The sequence below is a fragment of the Vibrio sp. TMPB1044 genome, assembly GCF_030442075.1.
Taxonomy (GTDB): domain Bacteria; phylum Pseudomonadota; class Gammaproteobacteria; order Enterobacterales; family Vibrionaceae; genus Vibrio; species Vibrio satsumensis.
In genome coordinates, this window is sequence record NZ_JAUJED010000015.1 from 131,950 (window position 1) to 154,410 (window position 22,461).

At 44.3% G+C, this 22,461-nt stretch carries 16 protein-coding genes; 11 read left to right on the forward strand and 5 right to left on the reverse strand.

Features of this window, described 5'->3' with window-relative positions; all coding sequences use genetic code 11:
* Window positions 1-142: 142 nt before the first annotated feature.
* The gene (locus QQ041_RS10025) at window positions 143-2,599 is read right to left on the reverse strand and encodes a M9 family metallopeptidase (RefSeq protein WP_285953790.1); all 2,457 of its coding nucleotides are present in this window, start codon (window positions 2,597-2,599) and stop codon (window positions 143-145) included.
* Between the two features lie 428 nt (window positions 2,600-3,027).
* On the opposite strand from QQ041_RS10025, the gene QQ041_RS10030 reads away from it, so the two are divergent.
* Both QQ041_RS10030 and QQ041_RS10035 read left to right on the forward strand, forming a co-directional pair.
* Window positions 3,028-4,281 carry an acyl-homoserine-lactone synthase gene (locus tag QQ041_RS10030; RefSeq protein ID WP_285953791.1) on the forward strand — a complete coding sequence of 418 codons (1,254 nt, stop codon included), beginning with the start codon at window positions 3,028-3,030 and terminating at the stop codon, window positions 4,279-4,281.
* On the forward strand, window positions 4,274-6,850 hold the full coding sequence (locus tag QQ041_RS10035; protein WP_285953792.1) for a hybrid sensor histidine kinase/response regulator: 2,577 nt from the start codon (window positions 4,274-4,276) through the stop codon (window positions 6,848-6,850). The genes QQ041_RS10030 and QQ041_RS10035 overlap by 8 nt, the downstream gene beginning before the upstream one ends.
* Before the next feature lie 98 nt (window positions 6,851-6,948).
* Here QQ041_RS10035 and QQ041_RS10040 read toward each other — a convergent pair whose 3' ends face one another.
* Window positions 6,949-7,224: a hypothetical protein gene (locus tag QQ041_RS10040; RefSeq protein ID WP_048661167.1), complete on the reverse strand. Its 276-nt coding sequence runs from the start codon at window positions 7,222-7,224 to the stop codon at window positions 6,949-6,951.
* Between the two features lie 910 nt (window positions 7,225-8,134).
* Between QQ041_RS10040 and QQ041_RS10050 the strand changes: the two genes are divergently transcribed.
* A complete protein-coding gene (locus tag QQ041_RS10050) occupies window positions 8,135-9,052 on the forward strand; it encodes a LysR family transcriptional regulator (protein ID WP_285953793.1) in 918 nt (305 codons plus the stop codon).
* A 42-nt stretch (window positions 9,053-9,094) separates the two neighbouring features.
* Here the strand turns inward: QQ041_RS10050 and QQ041_RS10055 are convergent, their stop codons facing one another.
* Window positions 9,095-10,021, reverse strand: a complete 927-nt coding sequence (locus QQ041_RS10055; protein WP_285953794.1) for a LysR family transcriptional regulator — start codon at window positions 10,019-10,021, stop codon at window positions 9,095-9,097.
* A gap of 129 nt (window positions 10,022-10,150) precedes the next feature.
* Between QQ041_RS10055 and QQ041_RS10060 the strand changes: the two genes are divergently transcribed.
* From QQ041_RS10060 to QQ041_RS10080, 5 genes are all read left to right on the forward strand, one after another.
* The gene (locus tag QQ041_RS10060; RefSeq protein WP_132786993.1) at window positions 10,151-10,939 is read left to right on the forward strand and encodes a hypothetical protein; all 789 of its coding nucleotides are present in this window, start codon (window positions 10,151-10,153) and stop codon (window positions 10,937-10,939) included.
* Window positions 10,940-11,006: 67 nt separating this feature from the next.
* Window positions 11,007-12,518 (forward strand): DUF1214 domain-containing protein, encoded by a 1,512-nt coding sequence (locus tag QQ041_RS10065; RefSeq protein ID WP_285953795.1) that lies wholly within the window; start codon window positions 11,007-11,009, stop codon window positions 12,516-12,518.
* Window positions 12,519-12,749: 231 nt separating this feature from the next.
* The gene (locus QQ041_RS10070) at window positions 12,750-14,081 is read left to right on the forward strand and encodes an MFS transporter (RefSeq protein WP_285953796.1); all 1,332 of its coding nucleotides are present in this window, start codon (window positions 12,750-12,752) and stop codon (window positions 14,079-14,081) included.
* A 123-nt stretch (window positions 14,082-14,204) separates the two neighbouring features.
* On the forward strand, window positions 14,205-15,086 hold the full coding sequence (locus tag QQ041_RS10075; RefSeq protein WP_048661060.1) for a DMT family transporter: 882 nt from the start codon (window positions 14,205-14,207) through the stop codon (window positions 15,084-15,086).
* 160 nt (window positions 15,087-15,246) lie between these two features.
* Window positions 15,247-15,492 carry a hypothetical protein gene (locus QQ041_RS10080; protein ID WP_285953797.1) on the forward strand — a complete coding sequence of 82 codons (246 nt, stop codon included), beginning with the start codon at window positions 15,247-15,249 and terminating at the stop codon, window positions 15,490-15,492.
* Between the two features lie 53 nt (window positions 15,493-15,545).
* On the opposite strand, the gene QQ041_RS10085 is transcribed toward QQ041_RS10080, so the two are convergent.
* Window positions 15,546-16,733 (reverse strand): GGDEF domain-containing protein, encoded by a 1,188-nt coding sequence (locus QQ041_RS10085; protein ID WP_048661058.1) that lies wholly within the window; start codon window positions 16,731-16,733, stop codon window positions 15,546-15,548.
* Between the two features lie 303 nt (window positions 16,734-17,036).
* Here QQ041_RS10085 and QQ041_RS10090 point away from each other — a divergent pair, with 303 nt between their 5' ends.
* The 3 genes from QQ041_RS10090 (at window position 17,037) to QQ041_RS10100 (ending at window position 21,039) form a co-directional block, all read left to right on the forward strand.
* The gene (locus tag QQ041_RS10090) at window positions 17,037-17,825 is read left to right on the forward strand and encodes a phytanoyl-CoA dioxygenase family protein (RefSeq protein WP_285953798.1); all 789 of its coding nucleotides are present in this window, start codon (window positions 17,037-17,039) and stop codon (window positions 17,823-17,825) included.
* Between the two features lie 20 nt (window positions 17,826-17,845).
* Window positions 17,846-18,835, forward strand: coding sequence for a zinc-dependent alcohol dehydrogenase family protein (locus QQ041_RS10095; RefSeq protein WP_285953799.1), 990 nt, complete (start codon window positions 17,846-17,848; stop codon window positions 18,833-18,835).
* A 299-nt stretch (window positions 18,836-19,134) separates the two neighbouring features.
* On the forward strand, window positions 19,135-21,039 hold the full coding sequence (locus tag QQ041_RS10100; protein ID WP_285953800.1) for a bifunctional UDP-sugar hydrolase/5'-nucleotidase: 1,905 nt from the start codon (window positions 19,135-19,137) through the stop codon (window positions 21,037-21,039).
* 228 nt (window positions 21,040-21,267) lie between these two features.
* Here QQ041_RS10100 and QQ041_RS10105 read toward each other — a convergent pair whose 3' ends face one another.
* Window positions 21,268-22,398 (reverse strand): hypothetical protein, encoded by a 1,131-nt coding sequence (locus QQ041_RS10105; protein ID WP_285953801.1) that lies wholly within the window; start codon window positions 22,396-22,398, stop codon window positions 21,268-21,270.
* Between the last annotated feature and the right edge of the window lie 63 nt (window positions 22,399-22,461).

A 22,461-nucleotide genomic window follows, 5' to 3' on the forward strand; every position in this document is an offset into this window, starting at 1 on the left:
CAGAAAAACAAAGCCGGGCACTGATGCCCGGATTTTATCCGTCTACTTTATTGATATTTAAACATTTAGTTTAGTGACGTTCTCGTTAATACAGCTTGAGGGATACCCCTTTTTTAATGCCAATTACCTAATGCCTGTTCTGTTAGTGAAAATACACCAACATCACGACATCATCCCCTTGCTGCTCTGCACTCAACAAGAAGTGTATATAGCCTTCTTCTGTTACAGGTATTTGCAGGTACTCATTGCTTCCACGGTAATCAGACGCATAGTCATGCTGCCCTGCCGTTGGCCAGTATGAGTGGCTAGCGAACAGATCAACGTTACCCGCATTCGACTGTTCGTTTTCCGCTTTGTCGCTCTTATCGTTGAGCCACACTCGCACCTCTTGTACACCTTCTGGTACATAGACAGCGGCATAACGTCGTTGGTGCACGGTAAGCACTTGAGCCTGACCGGCCTCCAATACCACAGGCGTTAAATCATCTTGCTGTTGAGTTGGAGGCGTTGGCGTTTCTGTGGCTACCGATGCGGTTAGCGACACCTCATTAAATTTGGTACGACCCGTAACACTCATGTAGTAGCGACCCGACTTAATGTAGCCCGAAGGTTCTTGTTCAAACGTCACCACTTCATTGCTGCCATTGCCGTATTCGCTGAATTCAAAGTCGTAGTAATGCGCTGGTTTGTTGTAGCTCATGTAGAGGTCAGCATCACCTTGAGTTTGCCCCTCAATAGACACTTCAAAATGCGTAGTGTTCTCTGGAATATCAACATAGAACAACTGCTCGCTATACGCCTCGCCACTCAACAACACACTTTGGTTTGCTGTAAGCACTATGGCTTGATCTGTTGGTTGCGTAGGATCTGTCGGCTCTGTGGGATCAGTTGGTTCTGTAGGTTCTGTGGGATCACTTGAAACCGAGTCTAACCAGCACTCAAACTCGCCATTGTATTGCTGCCCTAGCACTTTTACTTGTTGTACCCATTCGGAGAATTGACCAGTACGAGACAATGCCAATAAACCTTGCACCTCTTGAGGATGCTCTTCCAGCATGAAGCGTACCGCCAAGTATCCCCAACGATATATACGATTGGAGTCATGGGAGTAAGTAGTCGCAAGCACATCCGACAGACTCATCTTCCCGCTGCTGATCAAACTAATCGCTGCATCATAGCGTTGCTTGTAATGCATAAATTCGGCAAAGCCCTCTAACCACCACACTACATAGCCATGTGCTAGGTTGTCGTTGAATGAGCCATATTGGTTAAAGCGAGCATCGAGATAGTGAGTGTATTCATGCTCTAAATTGAGAATAGAAAGGTCATCACCATTGGCATAGCGATAAGCCACAAAGCGAGCGACGTTACCGACTTCTGCAGGATTACCCTCTAAATACTGACCGCCATTGTCTGTGGTATTGCCAAACAAGAACGATGAATAATCAATGTAACTGCCTTTGCTGCCAAACACAGCGACTTCAACTCGCTCGTTGTTATCATCAGCGACAGGTTGCTGACCCGTATTCGCAACTTGGTGGAAGTCGGCCTCTTTGGCAGCCAACACATCACACGCCTCCATCGCTTGTGACTCAGTTAGATCTTGAGAGCGAATAATCGCAGGCCCTTGGCACTCATAACGATGGGGAAGTACACGCGTTGCCAAGTCGCGTTTCGCTTGTTCTAGGTCTAACCCATTCAAGCCTTCTGGTGCGAAGTAACTCATCATTTCGACGGCCGCTAGCCATAGCTTATCGTGCTCGCTACCCAGTGGGTTTTGCGCCATCACTTGCTGTATAACTCGCATCGTTTTGTCTTTGGTCGCTTTATCCGGACTGGCTAACAAACGGCCTGTTTCACGCACGGCGTTATAAACCAGAAAACTCGTATCTGTGTCCAACGCCCAACTGTTATCACGAGCAAAAGTCGCCAGCGTATCGATATGTTGGGTGTGGTTTGCCATGTAATCGTAAAAGTCATCTCGAGCGGCATGCCCTGCCATTGCTCGAAAGAGATTGTTGAGACCATCGACCCATTGTGAATCCTGCGCTGTTTCATGGTTAAAGTGATTCAATGCCGCAAGTTGCGCATCCATGGTCAGTGGAAGTTGCTTAACATTATCGACCATCAGCGTCAGACTTTTCATCGCCCCAACTTGCTCACGGCCTTGATCGAGAGCATTAGGGTTCGCCAGAAAAGCATTAACAGATAGAGCGAAGCGCTGGCTTAACGCCTCGGAGAAATCCTGCGCTCGCGCGTTATAGCGAACGTAATAAGCGGCGCGAACAAATTCGCCAAGGTTTTCAAGTTTACGAGCCTGTTCAGCATCACCTCGGTAACGGGTAATTTCTAAATTCAGAGCTACTTGAACACGGCTTAGGCTCGCTTCGCTATAGATATTGTTTAACGAACTCTCTTGAGCAGAGAACCAAGCGCCATAGCAACTGTTGTCTGCTGCTGAGACAGCGAGAGCAAGGTCAGACGCCTGCTGAAGATCAAGCACCTCACACTGACTTTGAGCAAAGGAGAAACTGGAAACACTGGCCAGCATGCAAGCGAGAGCCAAACGGTGACGTGGAAATAAACGGTTATGAGACATACAACACTCATTAGTTAAATGTATATTTTGGCTCGCCGTTATATTCCTTACGATTAACAAGGTGAATTCAGTTGCGTATGGTTTATGAACTTGGTTCAAAAAATAGATATTTTACGTTAATTTATAGATTCAAAGGATTATGCTCAATTGATACAGGCCAGAATCGGAGCAAGGTTAAGCTCTAAGTGATTGAGAATATTCTAATTTAGCAACTTATAAACTAGTAAATGTTCTGTTGTTAAGGGGTAGCGCAAGTAGTAAACTTAAGCTCGATTATGCAACTTGTTTTTAAAAACTATAGACACAATTAGAGTTACTCAATCTCAACAAAGTAACTTTATATCAAATAACTTAATAACAATTCGTGTCTGGTTAACGAGTGCAAATCAAATAAAAATAATTATATAAACCTAGGCTAGGTTAACACCATGGAATTAACGTCGTCTTTAGTCTCACTGTTGGCTAGCAGTCTGGCTATCGAAAAGAAACAACACGCGCTGATCGAGCTCGTGATCAACACTTATCAGCCACAAGATCGCACTGCACTTTTCCAAACCGTCACAGACTACCGTAGACGACTATTGGAATCGTTCTTCCCAGAACATCAACACAAAAGCCTCTCCGTTTTATTTGAATTGATGGACTATCGCGATCTCATTCAACGCTATCCAAGCAGTTTATCGACCGAGATGGCATTGTTAGAGGAAGCTGCAGGTCAGTGTTACATGCATTGGTTAGACTTTTGGTGCGAATGCGAAATTGCTGCCATTAAGGCAAAGTCGCCGCTCGATAGTCGTTCACCCTCTGGTATCGATCTTCCCATTAAAGACAGCGCTTATTACAGTGCGATCATCGATCAGATAGAAGATGATCAACTTGTGGTACAAACACCCAGTCACCCACAAGGAATGCCTATCAGTGATGCCATCGCTTTAAGCAACCTTGAGGTTTTCATCAAGGGTGAAAAATGGTTTGAGATGCTGCCTTTATTACACCTGTCACAAACGGGTAAGCACTTTATCCTGCTCAAACACCCAGACGATGAAGCCTTCCCAACATTAGTTTCTTCCGCCTTGATTCAAGATTGGTCAAAAAATGAAACCTGGCTAAGCTATGCGCCGCCATTCAGCAATGATCACTGGCAATACTGCTTACCAAATCATGGTTACGATTCACTTTCAGGGTTACAGCTATTCACGCCACCGATATTGTCAAAATGTGACTCTCTGCCAAAATTCGATAATCAGTTTCAGTTACAACTATCCGAAACTCGAGCCATATGTGAAGTTCTGCGCTTAACCGTCAGTGGAAATACCCAACAAAAACTCTACTTCCTCTATCTCGCTCAAAAAGAGCTGATGAGCGTCTTACATCAAGTTGGCTACAAAATTGGCTTCACCATCATTGAACAACCTTTCATGCTTCAGTTTTATCAAGCTATTGACCCAAAAGCGTATTTCCATTCGGGATATTACGAATTGAACGATGACGGCACCACCATTTACCGTGGCTTTTGGAATTTCGAATTGATGGTCAACGTATTTAATGACACCGACTTTAAAGGCTACAAACGCGCCGTGCGTAACAGCAGAAAGTTTGGCTCAGCAGAAAAATTAAGCTCTGTTCAACAACCAGATTCTCTGCAACAGCCAAGCTCGGTAAATAAGGACGAACATGTTTGATTTCGGCTTAGAAGCCATCATCCACGCCAAAGCGATAACGCTTCTTGCGACGGTTGTTGTAGTCGTGATGTGGTTACTCTACTATTGCTACCGTCTGAAACTAAAGAGCGAAGCGATCGCAGGTACACACCACGTTGCCTACATCGCCTATTCGGTCTGTATTGTGGCGTGGATCAGCAGTAATGCGTATTTCCATACCGACTTATTATCAGAGCTTGGGCCGTCAGCAGCTGTGTTTGCAGCCAAATTTGCCAACCTCGCCTCCTTCTTTGCGTTTGCCTTCGCGTATTACTTCTCGTGTCAGCTTGCCGCCGAGCAACGCAACGGTAAGGTGCACCTATGGCAACAAGCGATTTTCGTCACTCTAACCGTCTACTCCTTGTTTATTAATTTAAGTCCGGGCTTAACCGTTGAAGACGTTATCATTGTTGGTCCAAGTCAGTTCGTGATTGAATTTGGCCCGCACACTTCGTACTTCTTCATCGGCATGATCAGCTTTGTGGTACTGACACTGGGTAACCTAGTGGCAATGCGCGCCAACAGCAGCAAGCTCACGCTGACCAAAACCAGCTATATGATTGCAGGTATCTTGGTGTTCATGTTGTCCACAGCAACGATCCACCTAGGTATGACTTACTTCTTGCGTGATTTCTCACTGACTTGGCTACCACCAGCCTTGTCTATTAGTGAGATGTTGTTCGTTGGGTATGCCCTGCTGACATCTCGTTTCTACAGCGTGAAATACCTTGCGTACATGAGCCTGAACGCCCTGTTAGTGTGTGCTATTTTAGTGATACCGTTTGGTGCGATATTCATCCCGCTGACCGAAGATAATCAATGGCTAATCGCCATTCCAATCTGCGCGCTAATAGGCATTACTTGGCATGTACTTTATAAACGTGTGAGCCGTTATGCCTCCTTCTTTGTCTACGGGAACAAGACAACACCAGTACAGCAAATCCTTGCTTTAGAAGAAGATTTCAAGCTATCAATTGATGATGCGATGCGTCGTTTGGGTAGCCTACTTCAAATCCCAGAAGACAAACTGCGCCTTGTTAACAGCAACTACAACGAGACTTTCTACGAAGACTACCTGTCGACCAACAAGTCTGTTTTAGTGTTCGACGAACTGTCTGAAGAGCTCGATTACACTGCGCCAGCAAAACGTTCTATCAATGCGCTCTATGAAAAGATGAGTTCTAACAACACGGCCTTGGTAATGCCTCTGTTTGGTCAGGGAAAGTCGGTCACGCACTTGTTGGTGTCATCGCACAAGAGCAACGATCAGATGTTCTCTAACGAAGAGATTTCTGCACTGCAAACCTTGTTAACTCGTGTGCAAAGTACCATCGAAGCGGATAGACGCATTCGCCAAAGTCGTGCTCTGGCTAACTCCATTGCCCATGAGATGCGTAACCCGCTTGCTCAAGTGCAACTGCACTTCGAAGTACTAAAGCAGCACATCGACAACCAAGCGCCAGCAAAACAGATCCTACTTGATATCGAAAACGGCCAAGCTGCAATTCAACGCGGCCGACAGCTGATTGATATCATCTTGCGTGAGGTCAGTGATAGTTCACCTGAGCATGGTCCGGTGACAATGACCTCTATCCACAAAGCTGTCGATCAAGCAGTAAGCCACTATGGCTTTGAAAACGAGAAGATAATCGAACGTATTCGCTTACCACAACATGCTGATTTTGTTGTAAAGCTAAATGAAACCCTATTCAACTTCGTTATTTTCAACCTAATACGCAATGCGATTTATTACTTTGATTCGTATCCAGATAGCCAGATCGAAATCAGCACCAAAATAGACTCTTACGAGAACGTTTTAATATTCCGAGATACCGGCCCCGGCATAGATGAAGCGATTGCTCACAAGATCTTTGATGACTTCTTCTCTTACCAAAAAAGTGGTGGTAGCGGCTTAGGGCTAGGCTATTGCCAACGTGTAATGCGTTCATTTGGTGGCAGAGTTGAGTGCCATTCTAAACTTGGTGAGTTTACTGAGTTCCACCTGTACTTCCCTGTGGTACCGAATGCCCCCAAAGCAGACGCGCTTCGTACACCTTATTTTAATGATTGGAAACACAACCAAACGACTACTCAAGATAAAGCCTGCGCTGATACCCAACCAACAAGTTCGCGAGAATCTGAGAGCCATTTAGCACCTACCGTGCTCATCGTTGATGACAAAGAGGTGCAACGCACACTTGTTCAGATGTATTTGAGCCGACTTGGCGTTAACAGTTTACAAGCCAAAAATGGCGAAAATGCTGTTGAGTTGTTCAGAACACACAAAGTTGATTTGATCTTAATGGACGTGCAAATGCCGATAATGAATGGTTTTGACGCAAGCCAAATCATCAAGGCACGCTCTCCTCAAACGCCAATCATTGCTTTGTCCGGCGAATCAGGACAACGTGAATTAGACATGATCAATCAGTTAATGGATGGTCGACTTGAAAAGCCAACGTCTTTGAATGCATTGCAGCACGTACTCGATAACTGGCTTGAGAAAGACTGGGCGTCAAATGCTTCCAAAGAAGCCGAAGGTGAAGAGTAGATGGCTAACAAGTAAATTAACGACTGAATAAAAACCCCCTCAAGAAAGGTTCTTGAGGGGGTTTTTATTTTGGGATATTTCAGCTATTCGAAGAGATACTAAAGCTCTTTAATCTCAATTTGACGCAACGTTTCCATATACTCTAAAGTTTCATCCACATCGACTGGCTCGTACAAACGTAATACGCCAGCCCAACCTTCAGACACTTCAAAATCATAAGCTGCACCGGTACCACAGTTGAATGTGACAGACACTGTGCCATCACCGTTATCACGCATGGATTCGCCAGAAGCATAGAAGTGCTCAGAGTCGATCCAACCATCCGCTCCATAAGTGGTTAGAGAGTAGTAACCACCGCGCCCCTCAAAGTCCAGATTTGGCGTTGGAATCGTCCACTCTTGGCAGGTCGTCTTACCTTGACCTGGCACGCGCTCTAGGTATTGCGCTGTATCGGCTGGTAGCCCTGCGTAACCAAATGCCGTCACGTATTTGAAGTGGTGGTCTTCTACGTCATCCAAAGTCGCACCAAATCCCTTTAACCCTTCAATAGGCGCGCCGTGTTTCATTACATTGTTGATCAGTTTTAAACGGTAATTTTCAACATCACTAGGGTTATAGCCTTTACCTTGATAAGGCTTATCTGAATTCGCTTTGATAGAAAGCAGACTTTGGCGACGTTTGGTATCTTCGATAGAATCTGCGATACGTGTTCTGGCTAGTACATGAACATGTGTACCTGTCGTCAAGTCACTAGCTGTTAGGTTAAGTGTTTCACCACGACGAACCACCTTATGCACCAGATGATTTTCGTCCATGATATGGATGATTTGGAAATAGTCGTTGTCTTCTGCGGGCACATGGAACGTTGCACCTTCTGATACATCAACAACCATCGTCGAGTAAACAACATCACGATTTGAACGAATCACAGTTTGTGTGTCTTTTGAGACTGGTTCGGCGTGCAACCAATGGTTTACACCGACCTTATTTTGGAGACCAAGAAAGTTCCAATCTGACTCCGCTTCTGGGTAGTTATCCCAATTAACACCACCAACAGCAGTATGATCATAAACAGATGAACTGTTGTTATCCGCAGCTGTTGCGCCAAATGCAGTTAATGCTAATAGCGTCACTAACGTCGTTTTCTTCATAATGATTACTCATGTCTGTTTCGATGAGCTCAGTATCTAGACACTTCATGATATACTCCAATCGATTATATGAAATCAAGATATACAGTTTGGGCATATCTAAACAGCTTCTCAATTCTGGAGTGCAGTAATCATGATGAGTAACCGCTTTAAACGATTAGACCTTAATTTACTTAAGGTATTGAAAGTATTAATTGAGGTAAAAAATACTCGAAAGGCTTCAGAGCTTCTGTTTACAAGCCAACCCTCTATCAGTCGCTCACTACAAAAGCTACGTGAGTACTTTGACGATGAGTTGTTTATTCGCTCCCAACACGGCTTAGAACCCACTTCTAAATTGCTTGAAATTAAGCAGACCTTGTTACCGGTGTTGTTGCAGTTAGAACAAGTACTTGAACCAAAGTCTGAATTTGATGTTGCTCAGTTTGATGGCACTGTGAACATCGCCATTAATGGCTTTATTGCTAACAGCATCTCGGCAAAGCTAACTCAGATATTGTTAGCGCAAGCTCCTAAGGTCAAAGTGAATATTGTGGATTGGGGCGCGAATACTCTGGATTTACTCACCTCTGGTGAGGTTGATTTAGGTGTCAATTATTACCCATTAGAATTATCCAAACAGGTATACCAGAAACGTATCGCAAGCGATGATTTTGTCTTGGTATGCCGCACTGGGCATCCACTTGCCAACACGCTTTTGCAAAGTGACCAGCAAGAAACCTTGCAATTAGCGAGCTTGGTGGTCAGTGATTGGAACGACAATATTGCGTTAGCACCGAACGTGTTAGCCGATGTTGGCATCAATACTGAGGTAAAAATACGTTCGACTTACTTACACAGCTTATTATCTATAGTGAAGCAGAGCGACGTATTATTCCCATGCTCAAAACTACTGGCCAATTCGCTTTCAAATGAATTTTCTTTTGTGCAGTTTCCTCACATGCCCAACATGCCAAATGGCGATATTGGCATGACTATCGGGCGTAAACATCGCAATCAACCGAAGATGCGCTGGTTGGAATCGTGTATCAAAGAGGTGTTCAAAGAGTAGTTATATGTAGTTCTGAAAAGTAGAAACAAACAAGCATGACCCTTACTGGTGATTGGCCTCTGTCATCGCCGTTTCAATCAAATCCAGCAACCATTTATATTTAGCTGAGTGCTGGTTTTTCTTATGAAAATAAGCGAACACCTCCATCTCCTCGGTTCCCTCTTCCAATCCCTCAATTGCGATTGAGCGCAAGACACCTTTATGTTGTTCAATCACCGGAGGCATGCAAGGTGCGATAATGTTGGAGTACTTGATCGTTTCAATTAACCCAACGATGGAAGTCGTTCGCAGTGCCATGTTAATCGATTTACCTTGTCTTAAGACTTCCTCTTCCAATCGTGAATGTTTGTTTTGGTCGAAATAAGCAAGGTCAACATGAGCAAATGGGAACGACAACAAATCATCAATCGTCGCGATGGATTCCTCGAAAGGATGATCTTCTCTTACTGCCAATACAAACTTTAAGGTCACCAGAGGTACGGCAATGATCTCAGCAGGCAAATTCTTAGCTTCGAAGTGAATGACAAAATCAATCTCGTCACTCTTAAGTCTTTCTAATGAATTTTGGGAACTCGTATGACTGATCAGTCTTGAAAGTGGACTTTCTATTGATAGCTGATGAAACAGAGCGGGAGTCAACCAAGGCAGGACATGAGGATTCGCCTCTATCTTAAAATCTTCACTGAGGTCCGCGGGATTAAACTGTTTTCCTTCTTCTATCGCCGTAACCAATCCATCTAATAGCGGGAAAACGCGTCGATACAGGTCGTCTGAATAAGGTGTTGGCAAAAACTGCTGATGAGACAGGACAAACAATTCTTCACCTAAGGATTCCTTAAGCTTCTTGATGCTTTGGCTAACCGCTGGTGTCGAGACAAACAACTTCTCAGCCGCTTTTCTCAAGCTCTTCTCCTGATACACCACCACAAACACTTTCAATAAGTTCAGATCGACATTGTTAAGTTTCATGAAACACCATAAAGCATTGCTTAACGAATGGTTAAGTTTATATGAATTAACTTAACAAAGTCCACTTTGTATAGTTATCCCACCTTCACGAAGTACACGGATGTAGTGAGATAACTCTATGAGGCAGCTATGTTATTACAACGTTCGATCCTTTCTCTAACCCCTCTTTTGTTAGCTAGCGGTGCTATCGCTGAAGAAACAGAAGTTCAAGATATGTCAGACCCATTAGCGGTCTACACACAAGCAGGCTTCGGCTACACCGACAAGGGCTTAAACCTAAAAGTTGGGCAAACCTACGACACGGGCAGTGATACCACCATGGGCATGAATGTGCTCGAAATCAAAGGTATCGCTGGTGAGACGATTGGTTGGAGCGGTCGAGGTGCAGACGACAGTATTGATTCCTTCCGCTTTAGAAACTTCGGTGTAGATCTAACTAATGGCCGAGGATCGCAAGTTGATATGTCTTGGGATTTCGATAACAACCAAGGCAGCGCGTCTTACAGCTTTATTCAAGCTTTACCGCAAATGGGCATGTTTAACTTCTACCCGCTCGCGGGTGTCGGTATCGCTGCAGGTGAAGAGTTGGTTGAAGGCACTGGTGGCGCTCTCGATGCCGATCAACTTCGCGACCGCTACAACATGCACGGTACTTTCTACGTCGCAGGTATGTACGCCAAGATGCAACTTACCGATAAGGTTTGGTTGAACTACAACCCTATGTATTTAGGCACAATGTCAGGGTCATCAACGTTCAAAGATTTTGGCTTTGAGGGCAATGATTCTGTACTCGCACATGAATTTGCAGCGAGCTATCAAATCAATCCAAGAGCCAACGTTCGTTATTTCGCAAACTGGACAGAAAACACAAGTATCGAAGACGGCGATCACCGTATCGAATTTAACTACCAATTTTAAGTAGTGATTTCGGCTTTAACGAGCTGGTTTCGCTTGAACGAATAAGTTTAAGTTTTGAGGACACATTATGAACATGATATCTAAAGCCCTTGCCAGTACTTTCACACATCCACTGCGATCAACAGCGATGCTCGTTTCTATAACAGCCTTGTTTTCAGCAACGGCGATTGCTGGAAACGATAACCCAACAGAAACCCTTCAAACACGTGCGGGAGACTTCACCTTCGAAACCGACTTTCTTCATGGTATTCCAACACAAGAAAGCTCAGCAAAACTGTTCGAACTAATGGACCATCAACGCGCGTCACAAGCTTACATTTGGTCAGTGCCTTTGGTGTCAAACTACGCATGGAAACAAGCCTATGCAGACATGGGGGCAGAAGATGGTCAAATTACTTATGTTGAGTCTCATGAATCTAAGCTAGGCGGCTTAACTTACAACACCTCTACGCCTTACGCGATTACTTGGTTTAACGTAGAAAAAGAGCCCGTTGTTATAGAAATCCCCACAGATGAACTGCGCGGCGCAGTACACACCATGTGGCAGATCGGAATTTCTCAGATGACCGAGCCGGGCGTCTACGTGGTAAAAGCCAAAGGGTCTGAGACACCGAGTAATCTGCCAAAAGGCGCTCAGGTTTTTGAGTCAGACACCAACTATGTTTTCTTTGGCGTTCGCTTAATGGCAGAGTCAGACCAGCAACGTATGAAAGACTTAGAGGCCCTGAAAATTACCAACCTCAACGGAAAGCCACTGAGTGATAACGGCGTAAACTTCCCTGAGCGTGGTGAAGATGCCAAACACCCAAGAGGCATGGCATTTTGGAATACGTTGAATGAAGCCATTCAAGCTGAGCCAGTAGCAGAGCGTGATCGCATGATGCACGACATGCTACGTCCCCTGGGTATTGAGAAAGGTAAGACGTTTGAACCATCAGGTCAGCAGCGTGAGATTTTAGAGCAAGCTGTAGTGATGGGGGAAGCTATGGTTAAGAATATCGACTTCAACAAAACAGAACGCTTGCCACACGCAGCTTACGGTAAGGAAGGCAACTTTTGGGAAGTAGCGACGGCTTCAACACCAAACCAAGACCGTTACTACGGTATGGATCTCGATGGACGCGCAGCATGGTTCTACGAAGCTGTAACTAACGACGTAGCAATGCACGGTTTTGAGAATGGCGGTTGGGGCCAGATCTATCTAGACAACTACCGCGATGACAGTGGTAAGGGGCTTAATGGCAGCAACCACTACACTCTGACTCTGGATGGTGATGTAAACTTCGCGGATCTGTTCTGGACAATCACTATTTATAACGTTGAGAACCGCGCCATTATCGACAACGACATTGAGCGTGCAGATGTAGGTTCAAACATCGAGGGAACGGTCAAAGACGCACAAGGCAATTACACCTTCCACTTCTCGCCAACTAAGCCAGCAGGTGTGAATGAAGCTAACTGGGTGCAAACACGAGAAGACGAAAACTGGTTTGTTTACTTCCGTGCATACTCACCAAGTAAAGCATTTGTAGCGCAGCAGCCAGAAACCTTATTGCCTAACTTCAAGCGTGTGGATTAATCGCCTATAAGAAAATTTCATCAGGAACAATTATCAAGTTAGATGAAGTAATAAAAACAAGAAGAGGAGCCTAGTTGCTCCTCCTCTTGTTAGCTCCTTTATATTTTTAGCCTTTACATGTACAGAGAGACAAGCTCATCAAAAGTTTTCCGATTCTTACAACAATCCCATGATTTAAATAGAGAAAAGAGGTATACATAATGATGTATTATCTAAATTACTGAAATTATCATGACGCTCAAAGAGATCCTTAAAATTCCCAATGTCCGCTACTTCTTGATGTTTAGAAGCAGCTACTTTGCGCGTTTTTATTACCCAGTATTCACTCTACTCTACTTAGATTACGGGCTAACCCTTTCTCAATTCGCGATGCTCAATGTAGTTTGGGCGGCCACCATTGTGCTTGCTGAAGTACCGTCGGGTGCATTCGCTGATACCTTAGGCCGCAAGAAACTAGTGGTGCTGTCTTCGATCGTGATGTTTGTTGAGATCGCGATGATCGCGCTAGTGCCAACCGGAAACCCTGACTTGGTGTTCATAGTCTTTCTGATTAACCGGATTCTCAGTGGCTTAGCGATGGCACTGGCCAGCGGCGCCGACGAGGCATTGGCTTACGACACCTTAAAAGAACAAGGCAATGAAGAGTTGTGGCCTCGAGTGCTGCAAATCCAGCTTCGTGTCGCGTCTAGCGTGGGGATCTTTGTCACGCTGATTGGTGCGGCGATGTACGATGTGAACTTTATGACAAACATCTTTCATTTCCTTGGACTAGCCGAGCCAGAAAGCACTAAAGACCTGATGCGTATTCCCGTATTTGCCACCCTATTTGTTGCGATGCTCGCTATTTATGCAGCGATTAATATGCGCGAAGAGAAAAAGGTGATGCCAAGCGACCAAACCAAATTAGCAACCACCATCACAAGTCTTAAATTAACGATCGATGCGGGTAAATGGGTATTTGCTACGCCTTACGTGCTGTTCATCTTGCTCTACTACAGCCTATTCGAACACACCTCACGCATGTTCCTCACCATGAACAGCCAATACTATCTGGCCATTGATATTCCTATTATCTACTTCGGTTTTATTGGCGCGGGTATAAGCTTACTTAAGATCATCTTAGCTGGGCAAAGCCGAAGATTAGCAGAGAGCATTGAGCCTAAAACCTTCATCGTGGTTATGGGATTGGCGAGCACGGCGACTTATTACTGGATCAGTTTAGGTTGGTCGATCTACGGAGTCATTCCGGCATTGGTGTTAATCTTTATCATCATGACGATGAATATTTTCATCAGCTACCACCTGAATAAAAAGACCGAATCGCACAACAGAGCCACGGTCCTTAGCTTTAAAGGGCTGATGTTTAACCTCGGATACGGCCTGATCGGTATCTTGTACGCTTACTACTATAAGTTGGTGTCTCAGGGCTACACCGAACAAGAAATAGAACAGAACCTTGCCTTCTTGGCCTCACTATCTTCGTTTTTCTATTACTTCACCTTACTGTTCGTTTCGATCAGCGCGCTGTTCTACTTCAAGAACAAGAAACAGCCGATCTTCTGAAGAGCGATCTAATACTGAATAGAGAATAAAGGTGAGCCTCTGGCTATAATCAGACCATGTCGCTTCTTATCATGTGATTTTTTGTTAGTATCATCATCAAATTACATCACACATGGAAGCGTCATGTCTTTTAGTTGGATCGCCTTTACTCTTCTCGCAGCCTTTAGCCAATCTTGGCGCAATGCCTTTCAAAGCAAACTCAGTGGCACCATGAGCGTGGCTGGCGTGACGTTGGCGCGTTTTATTTGGGCTGGCCCAATAGCCCTTATTTACCTCTACACCCTCTATCAATGGCAGCCTGTAGCTATCCCCGACTTTTCGGGTGAATTTGTTTTCTATATTGTTGCTGCCGCCATTATGCAGATCCTCGCGACCGGCTTAATGGTGATGCTGTTCAAGCTAGAAAACTATGCGATAGGCGCTGGGTTAGCCAAGTGTGAAGCTCCTGTTTCTGCGGTGCTCTCCGTGTTGTTTTTTGGCACCGCATTAACAGTGACAGGTTGGGTCGGCGTACTTATTGGTACTTTAGGCGTGCTAATCATGAGTAGCGCTTCTGGCTGGCGAAGCTTGTCCCCGAAAGTGTTCTTGTTAGGTATGGCGTGTAGCACCGCCTTTGCTTTAACGTCTCTTTGGGTACGTGAAGCTAGCTTGAGCATTGGCTTACCCTTCCCTCACAGCGCAGCGTGGGTGCTGTTCCTAGTTATTTCCCTTCAAACAGTGATTATCTGTACGTACCTCTTTTTCAGAGAACGCGACACGTTACACCAGATATTCAAGAAGTCGAGATTGGTGGTGATGACAAGCTTAGCCAGTGTGATTGGTTCTCTTGGCTGGTTTAGTGCGATGTCACTTCAAGCCGTGCCTTATGTGAAAACGTTGGGACAAGTTGAGGTGGTCTTTATGGTGTTGATATCTTACTTCTGGTTGGGGCAAAGCATCGCGCGCAAAGACATTGTTGCGCTCATCTTACTCTCTATCGCAGCAGTATTAGTGATGTGGCAATGAGTAAGTTTCTCAATGCTTGGGCGTTGGCAAATAATACCCGAACAAAATATTCATCCACAGTATAAATCTTACCGTGGCATAAAATGATAAGCACGACCGCCACATAATTTTTATAGTGCTCGTATCAGCTATTAATCATAACCCAATAGGATACAGCCCAATGAAAACGCTCGCTCAAATCGCACTAGCAACGATCTTTTTTACAACCTCAATGATGGTATTCGCTGAACCCGCGACGATAAACCAATCCCAATCAAAAACGGCAACCACAACTGTGAAACATGAAGCAATGACTGTAACGTTAACTGATAAACATTTTACGTCTGCAGAAGAAACTGAAGCCACTGCCTCACAGGCTTTAACGCAAAGCCAAAAAACAGACTCAGCGCCACAGCCAACAATATAATGGCTGTATCAAAATAGTGGCGGGGCAAACTAACGTATAAAGACCTGTCATCATCAGGCAGTGACGAGCTCGTTAATATGGCTAGGACAAATTGAAGTCATATTGCGACCGTTTGTTTTCGCTTGATACAACGCTTTGTCGGCTCGACTAATAAACCCATCCCAATTCTCATGTGGGTGAAGCTGAGCGACACCGAAACTCGACGTCAGAAACATCTCTTTTCCTTGCACGGCTGAGATCTCTGAAATAGACAATCGCAACTTACAAGCAATAGCCTGTGCTTGTAGGAAATTGACATTGGGTAATAAAATCATTATCTCGTCTCCGCCAAAACGGAACGCGCTGGCTGTTGGCGATGTTTTTATCGCACTTTGAACCATTTCAGCAAAAGACTTGATCACGAGATCACCCACAATGTGTCCGTGTTGATCATTGATCGACTTAAAATTATCAATATCCATCATAATGGCACTGACAGGCGTAGTACCCGCCTGCTTCATGATGACTGGAACCATTTCATCTAATGCTCTGCGGTTTCCAAGTGCCGTTAAAGGATCACTGTAAGACAGGTCATGAATAGACCTAAGTAACCTTGCATTAATCAACCAGAGCATCGTGAAGCTCATCGATACGATAAGAACAATACTGACTAAAAAGGCAAGTTGATGAATAAGTGCGGCCGCCATGAAATCCTCCAGCTCAGCTGAAAATAACGTCACCGTTACTCGGAAAACCATAAACCCGCCATATATCAAAAATGACAAGGCCATCATCCGAGTTGCTAAGGTTAAGTCATCGCGTTGACCCTTCAATACCGCAAAGGCAGTACAAACAGTCACAAAGGCCAAATAGAAACTAATGAGGATGATTCGAGCCTTGATGGAAGGTTCGTAGTACGTAAAATAAATAAAACATGGCAAAAGAGCCAACATCATCAGACTACTTAGGTAGGTGCATTTTAGGGAATATTCTCGAAACAGGCATAAGCTATACAAAGCGAGATGAAAGCCAAGCGCAATGACCATGTTGGCGCCAATAACAGTGATCCAATCAGGGAGTTCCCCTCTTAGGCTCAACATCAACGGTCCACTTCCGATAACAAATATTGAAATGGAAAAAATTGAAAGCCCTTTAATGGACTGTTGGGTAAATTGGAACAGCAACAAGCCAATGCAGTAAATGAAAGAGAACAAAATAATAATAAAATTAAGTGTTCTCATATCCAGCGAAAAACCATCCATGATTTACTCTCTTCCCTAAGCCAATTAAATTATAACATGGTCAATAGTTATCGAAATCATAAATTTATTCACTATATGAATCATTACACTTTGTAAAATAGGGGATGTGTCACATATGGGGAGATCGGTATCGCATGAGTCCATGATATGGATAGGTATGTAAAACTCGCCCCATATGGCTTTATAACATCACTGAATCTACACGCTTCTTCACTCGTTACTTGGTTGAATGACGACTGTCTGGCATTATGCGCTCAAGAAATCTGTAGTTATTACGCGGTACAGAATGAACGAAGGTAGTCAGTGGTAGAATACAGCCAACAATTAAGTAGCCAATACGACGAACATGGTTACTTTGTTATCAGAAATTATTTCAATGAAGCTCAAATTGCATCGCTAAGAAAAGTCGTGCTGAAATTCCATGAATCATGGAAAGCAGACAACGAAGAATTCTATCAAGAAGAAGCATTTAACTCGTCTTTGATTACGGGAAGTGAGTATTTGCCAACCGAAGATAGACGCGTACTTTTCAACTTCATCAGCTCAAAACAAGTGATGGAAGTGGTCGATGCGGTGATTCCGAACAAACCGGCATTCATGAATACACAGCTGTTCTTCAACCCAGTAAACCCGCAGCAAAAAGACTTCTGGCATCGTGACTGTCAATACGACTACGACATTGATGATCAGATGAAAGTCATCATGGAAACCCAGGTATTGCATCTGCGAGTGCCCCTTTTTGATGAGCCAGGTATGGAGCTTATCCCCGGAACACATAAGCGCTGGGACAACGAAGAAGAGTACAATGTTCGCCAAGAAGAAAACGGCAAAGTGAGCAGCGATGACATATCTGGCGGTAAGCAAATACCATTAGCAGCCGGGGACTTATTGGTGTTTTCAGCGGATATGATCCACCGAGGCCGTTATGGCTTGGATCGTTTGGCTTTGGATATTTTGATCTTCGATTCGGCGGCAGACTATGTCGACTACGTTGATGACGACTGTTTACCAACACCAGCTATGTTGAGCAATATTAGCGACCCAAGATTGTTTATGAACACGCTACACTTAAAATCAATGCAGTACTCATAATCCATAAAGGTACCCGAACTATGACTGACACTAAGCAAAATACCCGAATTAGCCAGTTCCGTTTCGGTCAGCCAAAAGAATCTCTCAAGTTAGAACATGTCGCTTTAGGGGCACTAGACAAAGATAAAGTTCGAGTACAAATTCAAGCCACTAACATTAATCCTAGTGATCTGTTGTCGATTTATGGTGTGGGCCAATACAAACATAGCCACCAGCCGCCGAGAGTACCGGGATTTGAAGCGGTAGGAAGGGTTATCGAGTCCAGTCATGCAGAGTTTGCAGTGGATCAGCGCGTGCTTGTGGCAACCAGTGGAACATGGCAGAACTATGTCGATGTATCACCAGATGACCTGTTCCAAATTCCTCAGCATCTAGAAAATGGCTACGCCTGCCAGTTGTACATTAATGCGCTAACCGCATGGGTGTTGACGACAGAAGTGGCTAAGCTGACCCAAGAAGATGTGTTGATCATCAACGCAGGCAGCTCTGCCATCGGTAAGATCTTCTCCCAGTTATCAGTATCACTCGGCTTCCAAATCATTGTCGTTACATCACAGCCGACACAATACCCAACCACTTCCAGTTGGGTGTTAGATGCGAACGCTAATCTAGTTTATCAAATTAAGGCGTTAGACTTACCTATGCCAACCGTTGCCTTTGATGCGATTGGCGGTTCACCCGGAACCGATCTTATTCACACCCTTGGCAACAATGGGCGCTTTATCAACTATGGGACGTTGTCGCTGGATTTTTACGAGCCACGCTTCTTTGAATACGCGAAAAGCCAACACATCGATTTCAGTACCTTCTTCTTACGTTATTGGGAAGAAGCGGAAGGTAAAGATGTTCGCCGTGATAAGTTCACGACCATGCTAGATCACTTCATCACAAACGACATTCAGCTCGACATTGACCGCTATCTGCCATTCGATGAAGTGCAAACCGCGATTGATCTCATTGAATCGAAAACCATACGCTTGAACGGCAAGATCATATTACAGCCACAGTAAGTGAAAGTTGGACGATATACCTTGTTTATCTCAACAGGCAAGACGTTCAACAGCTTACAAACATGCTTATTAATACACCAACGCATAGAAAGTTTGATCAAAGAATTCGGAGTATTAAAAGATAGCGAAGAGTTGTAGTGAGTTTCATCGTAACTTAAGTGGTTACGAGATAGTCATGAATCACATTTATTTGAAACATCAGTAAGTTACATCACCATAAATATGACACTGATCACCCATAAGGTAATCTCGATTCTATATGGTAGCGTCATACTTAAAACCACGATGTGAACATACTTATGAAAAGACACATACTATCAAGCGCCATCCTACTCTCTCTAGCCTTTCCCACCTTTGCAGCTGATGGCGACATACACGATGTCACGATACTGGGTACTTCAGATATCCACGGTCATTTTATGGCGTGGGATTACGCGGCAGATAAACTCAACACTCGTGGTAGCTTGAGCCAAATCGCGACCAAGGTTGGTGAGATCCGCAAAGAGCAATCTAACATTATCCTTGTCGACGCTGGCGACACCATCCAAGGCAACTTCGTAGAAACCTTCAAAGACGAGCCCGTTGATCCAATGATGCTTGGCTTTAATCACATGAAATACGATGTATGGGTTTTAGGTAACCACGAATTCGACTTTGGCCTTAAAACGCTCAACAGAGCCGTTACCCAATTTAAAGGGCAGTCTCTCGGCGGCAACATCAAGAACAAAAACGGAAATCCATTCTTACCGGGTTACACCATTCTAGAACGCGGTGGCATTAAGATCGGCGTGATCGGAATGGATACCCCAATGACGGAGGTCTTTGCGCAAGGTACAAACCGTTTAGAAGGCGTCACTTTCACTAATCCAACCTTGGAAGTGAAGAAAATCGTCAAAGAGATTGATGATAAAGTGGATGCTATCGTATTGGTTGCCCATATGGGGATTGAGAACGAGAATGACATTGCCGACACCGGTGTCACCGACATTGCCAATGCAAACCCAGAGCTTGATGCCATCGTCGCTGGTCACATGCACACTCGCATCGATAAGGCCGTTGTGAATGGCGTTATTATTACTGAGCCCGACAAATATGGCCGAGCCCTATCTCGTATCGATCTTCAATTTGAAGAGCGCGATGGCACATTCACTCTCGTCAACAAAGACAGCTTCACTTATAAAATCAAAGGTATCGATTCTGATGAGAATATGGACGAGCTATACCAGCCTTATCATAAACAACTCCGAGAAATGGCGAATCGACCTGTCGCTCAGCTTACCGGCGTTGGTTTAGTCCCTGAAAACGAAATCCGCGGTATCCCTCAAGTCCATGTTCAAGACACAGGCATCAGTGCGCTATACCAAGAAGCGAGCTTCTTCTATGCACCTAAAGCCAATGTCATCGCACTTCAAATAGACAATGACAATGCAGAGCTCGATGTTGGCCCAATCAAAGCCAAAGACATCGCGTACAACTACCAATACGCAGGTGGCGAAATCACTGTCTACCAGATGACAGGCAAAGAGTTAAGAACCTACATGGAATGGTCTGCGGGCTACTTCAACTCAGTACAACCTGGCGATGTGACCTACAGCTTTAACCCTGAACGTAGAGCTTCAAAATATTCGACCAATGACTTCTTCGCGGGCGTAACTTATACCATCGACCTCACTCAGCCTGCAGGTACACGCATCACCAACCTCGCGTTTGCTGATGGCACACCGGTAAAAGATGAAACAGAAATCCGCATTGGTATGAATAGCTATCGAATGGGTCATCTAACCAAGCAAGGCGGCGTGCTAGAGGGTGAATCGTTCCCTGTACTCTTTGATACTGAAGCCGAGTATGGAGAAGAAGCAGGCACAATCCGTAATATGACCATCAAGTATCTTAAAGAAGAAAAGAACGGCCAGTATGAAGGCAAACCTCAGCAGCGTTGGGCACTTTCTGGTTTAGAAAGCCGCTACAACGAACAGCGTGAGATCGTAAAGTCATTGATTAATGATGAAACCATATCAATTCCAACCAGTGACGATGGCCGCTACACAAACATCGCTTCTATCAACGTAAAAGAGCTGATGTTCAAATCTGACGAAGCCAAACAAACAGCCATAACCACACGCGAAAAGAAACTGGCGCAGGCAACTGAGCAAGAGAGTAAGCAGATCAAACGCGAAATCACTCTGATTGAAGCGCTCAATTAAGCTCTGACCTCAAACCAATAACGACTTAACGACGCTTAGAGCGTGGTTAAGTCGTTGTCGTTTCCATCTTCCAACATTACATCTGTACTGAGTAAATCGGTTGATATTGGATGAATGAGCTGCAAAGGCTAACTCGTAGTTGGACAGAAACCGTTAGGTACTTTGCTTTAAACGGTTTCAATCAGATTAGAAAAAGTATCTTGAGACCTTAAATGTTTGTATGGGAATTTATCCTCGATCGAAATCTTCGCCCGCAACAAACTGCTTAACTGACTCTTTATCGACAGATATAAAATCAGATTTATTGCTCAAACCACCAAAATGCTGGTCTCTCCCACCTCTAAATTTGCCGTGTGGAGTGTTGAAAGTAATGGCTTCCCCTAAAGAGTATGTGTAGCTATCCAGTTTTGAATCATATAAACCATCAGCACCTTTAGGATATTGAGTGAACTGGATAGAGTTGTAATTCGGCTTTAGCAAATTAACGAAAGCTTTTTCGGCGTCTGCAACTATCCGCTTATGATCATAGTCAAAAGACAAGTCAAAGCTGTCTTCGTTTGCGCCAAATTGAGTTATGAATAATGGCTCTAGTCTATACAAGAAAAGGAAGGTTTCGTCACTAACTCGAGCACCTGGAAAACGCTGGGGTTCATTCGCCAAGATCTCCATCCGCTTTTGGTGACCTTTTCTAATAAGTCTTTCATAACTGTCACCTTTTTTAGCTATTCCAACGTACAGCAAGTCGTAAACAAATAGTTCTTCAAAATTATCTAAGCCATAAACTCCTGAAGCTTCTCGTGAACGATGCCATAAAATTGTCTCTGGTGAAAAATACTCTAGGAGGTACTGCTCACCGTCCTGTTCATAGAACACGTTAATACCCCATTCTCCACAACCTACACCTATTTTTTGGTGTTCCGAGCTATTAACTGCACTCAATTCATTTATGGAAAGTGAACACTCTGAGCGTTTTTCACCATTTATAAACAAATCAAATGACAAAATCATATCGGCTTCATTAAAGCTATAAGCCTCGAAATGAGATTTAGCCTTAGCTCCTATCATATAGAAGTCACTTTGCTTCATGTATGCTGCTGCAGGTTCATCCTTAAGCCAAACAGCCTCTTGATTTGAAATTGGTGGAAACACCAATTCGAGAAAAGTGACCTTTGATCTGTTTGTATCGCGCCTAGCGGGAACAGGTTTATCGGACATTTCTTTTTTACTTTGCTGAGCTTGCTTTCCTTGCGAAACACGTACTACTTTTTTGAGTTTTCGCTGTATTCTTTTACTACCATTGTTATTGGCCATTTTCTTACGGAGTTTTCTTTTTAAGATTATTAATTCTTTTTTCTTCATACTAGCCTCTATTTACCTAACGCTTGGCTTAAGGTGCGCCACGACCAACTCACCAAGTGCACT

What these genes read in the sequence shown, in the direction of transcription:
- QQ041_RS10025 (WP_285953790.1), bottom strand. Translation starts at nt 2,599, where the DNA reads ATGTCTCATAACCGTTTATTTCCACGTCACCGTTTGGCTCTCGCTTGC.
- QQ041_RS10030 (WP_285953791.1), top strand. Translation starts at nt 3,028, where the DNA reads ATGGAATTAACGTCGTCTTTAGTCTCACTGTTGGCTAGCAGTCTGGCT.
- QQ041_RS10035 (WP_285953792.1), top strand. Translation starts at nt 4,274, where the DNA reads ATGTTTGATTTCGGCTTAGAAGCCATCATCCACGCCAAAGCGATAACG.
- QQ041_RS10050 (WP_285953793.1), top strand. Translation starts at nt 8,135, where the DNA reads ATGATGAGTAACCGCTTTAAACGATTAGACCTTAATTTACTTAAGGTA.
- QQ041_RS10055 (WP_285953794.1), bottom strand. Translation starts at nt 10,021, where the DNA reads ATGAAACTTAACAATGTCGATCTGAACTTATTGAAAGTGTTTGTGGTG.
- QQ041_RS10060 (WP_132786993.1), top strand. Translation starts at nt 10,151, where the DNA reads ATGTTATTACAACGTTCGATCCTTTCTCTAACCCCTCTTTTGTTAGCT.
- QQ041_RS10065 (WP_285953795.1), top strand. Translation starts at nt 11,007, where the DNA reads ATGAACATGATATCTAAAGCCCTTGCCAGTACTTTCACACATCCACTG.
- QQ041_RS10070 (WP_285953796.1), top strand. Translation starts at nt 12,750, where the DNA reads ATGACGCTCAAAGAGATCCTTAAAATTCCCAATGTCCGCTACTTCTTG.
- QQ041_RS10075 (WP_048661060.1), top strand. Translation starts at nt 14,205, where the DNA reads ATGTCTTTTAGTTGGATCGCCTTTACTCTTCTCGCAGCCTTTAGCCAA.
- QQ041_RS10080 (WP_285953797.1), top strand. Translation starts at nt 15,247, where the DNA reads ATGAAAACGCTCGCTCAAATCGCACTAGCAACGATCTTTTTTACAACC.
- QQ041_RS10085 (WP_048661058.1), bottom strand. Translation starts at nt 16,733, where the DNA reads ATGGATGGTTTTTCGCTGGATATGAGAACACTTAATTTTATTATTATT.
- QQ041_RS10095 (WP_285953799.1), top strand. Translation starts at nt 17,846, where the DNA reads ATGACTGACACTAAGCAAAATACCCGAATTAGCCAGTTCCGTTTCGGT.
- QQ041_RS10100 (WP_285953800.1), top strand. Translation starts at nt 19,135, where the DNA reads ATGAAAAGACACATACTATCAAGCGCCATCCTACTCTCTCTAGCCTTT.
- QQ041_RS10105 (WP_285953801.1), bottom strand. Translation starts at nt 22,398, where the DNA reads ATGAAGAAAAAAGAATTAATAATCTTAAAAAGAAAACTCCGTAAGAAA.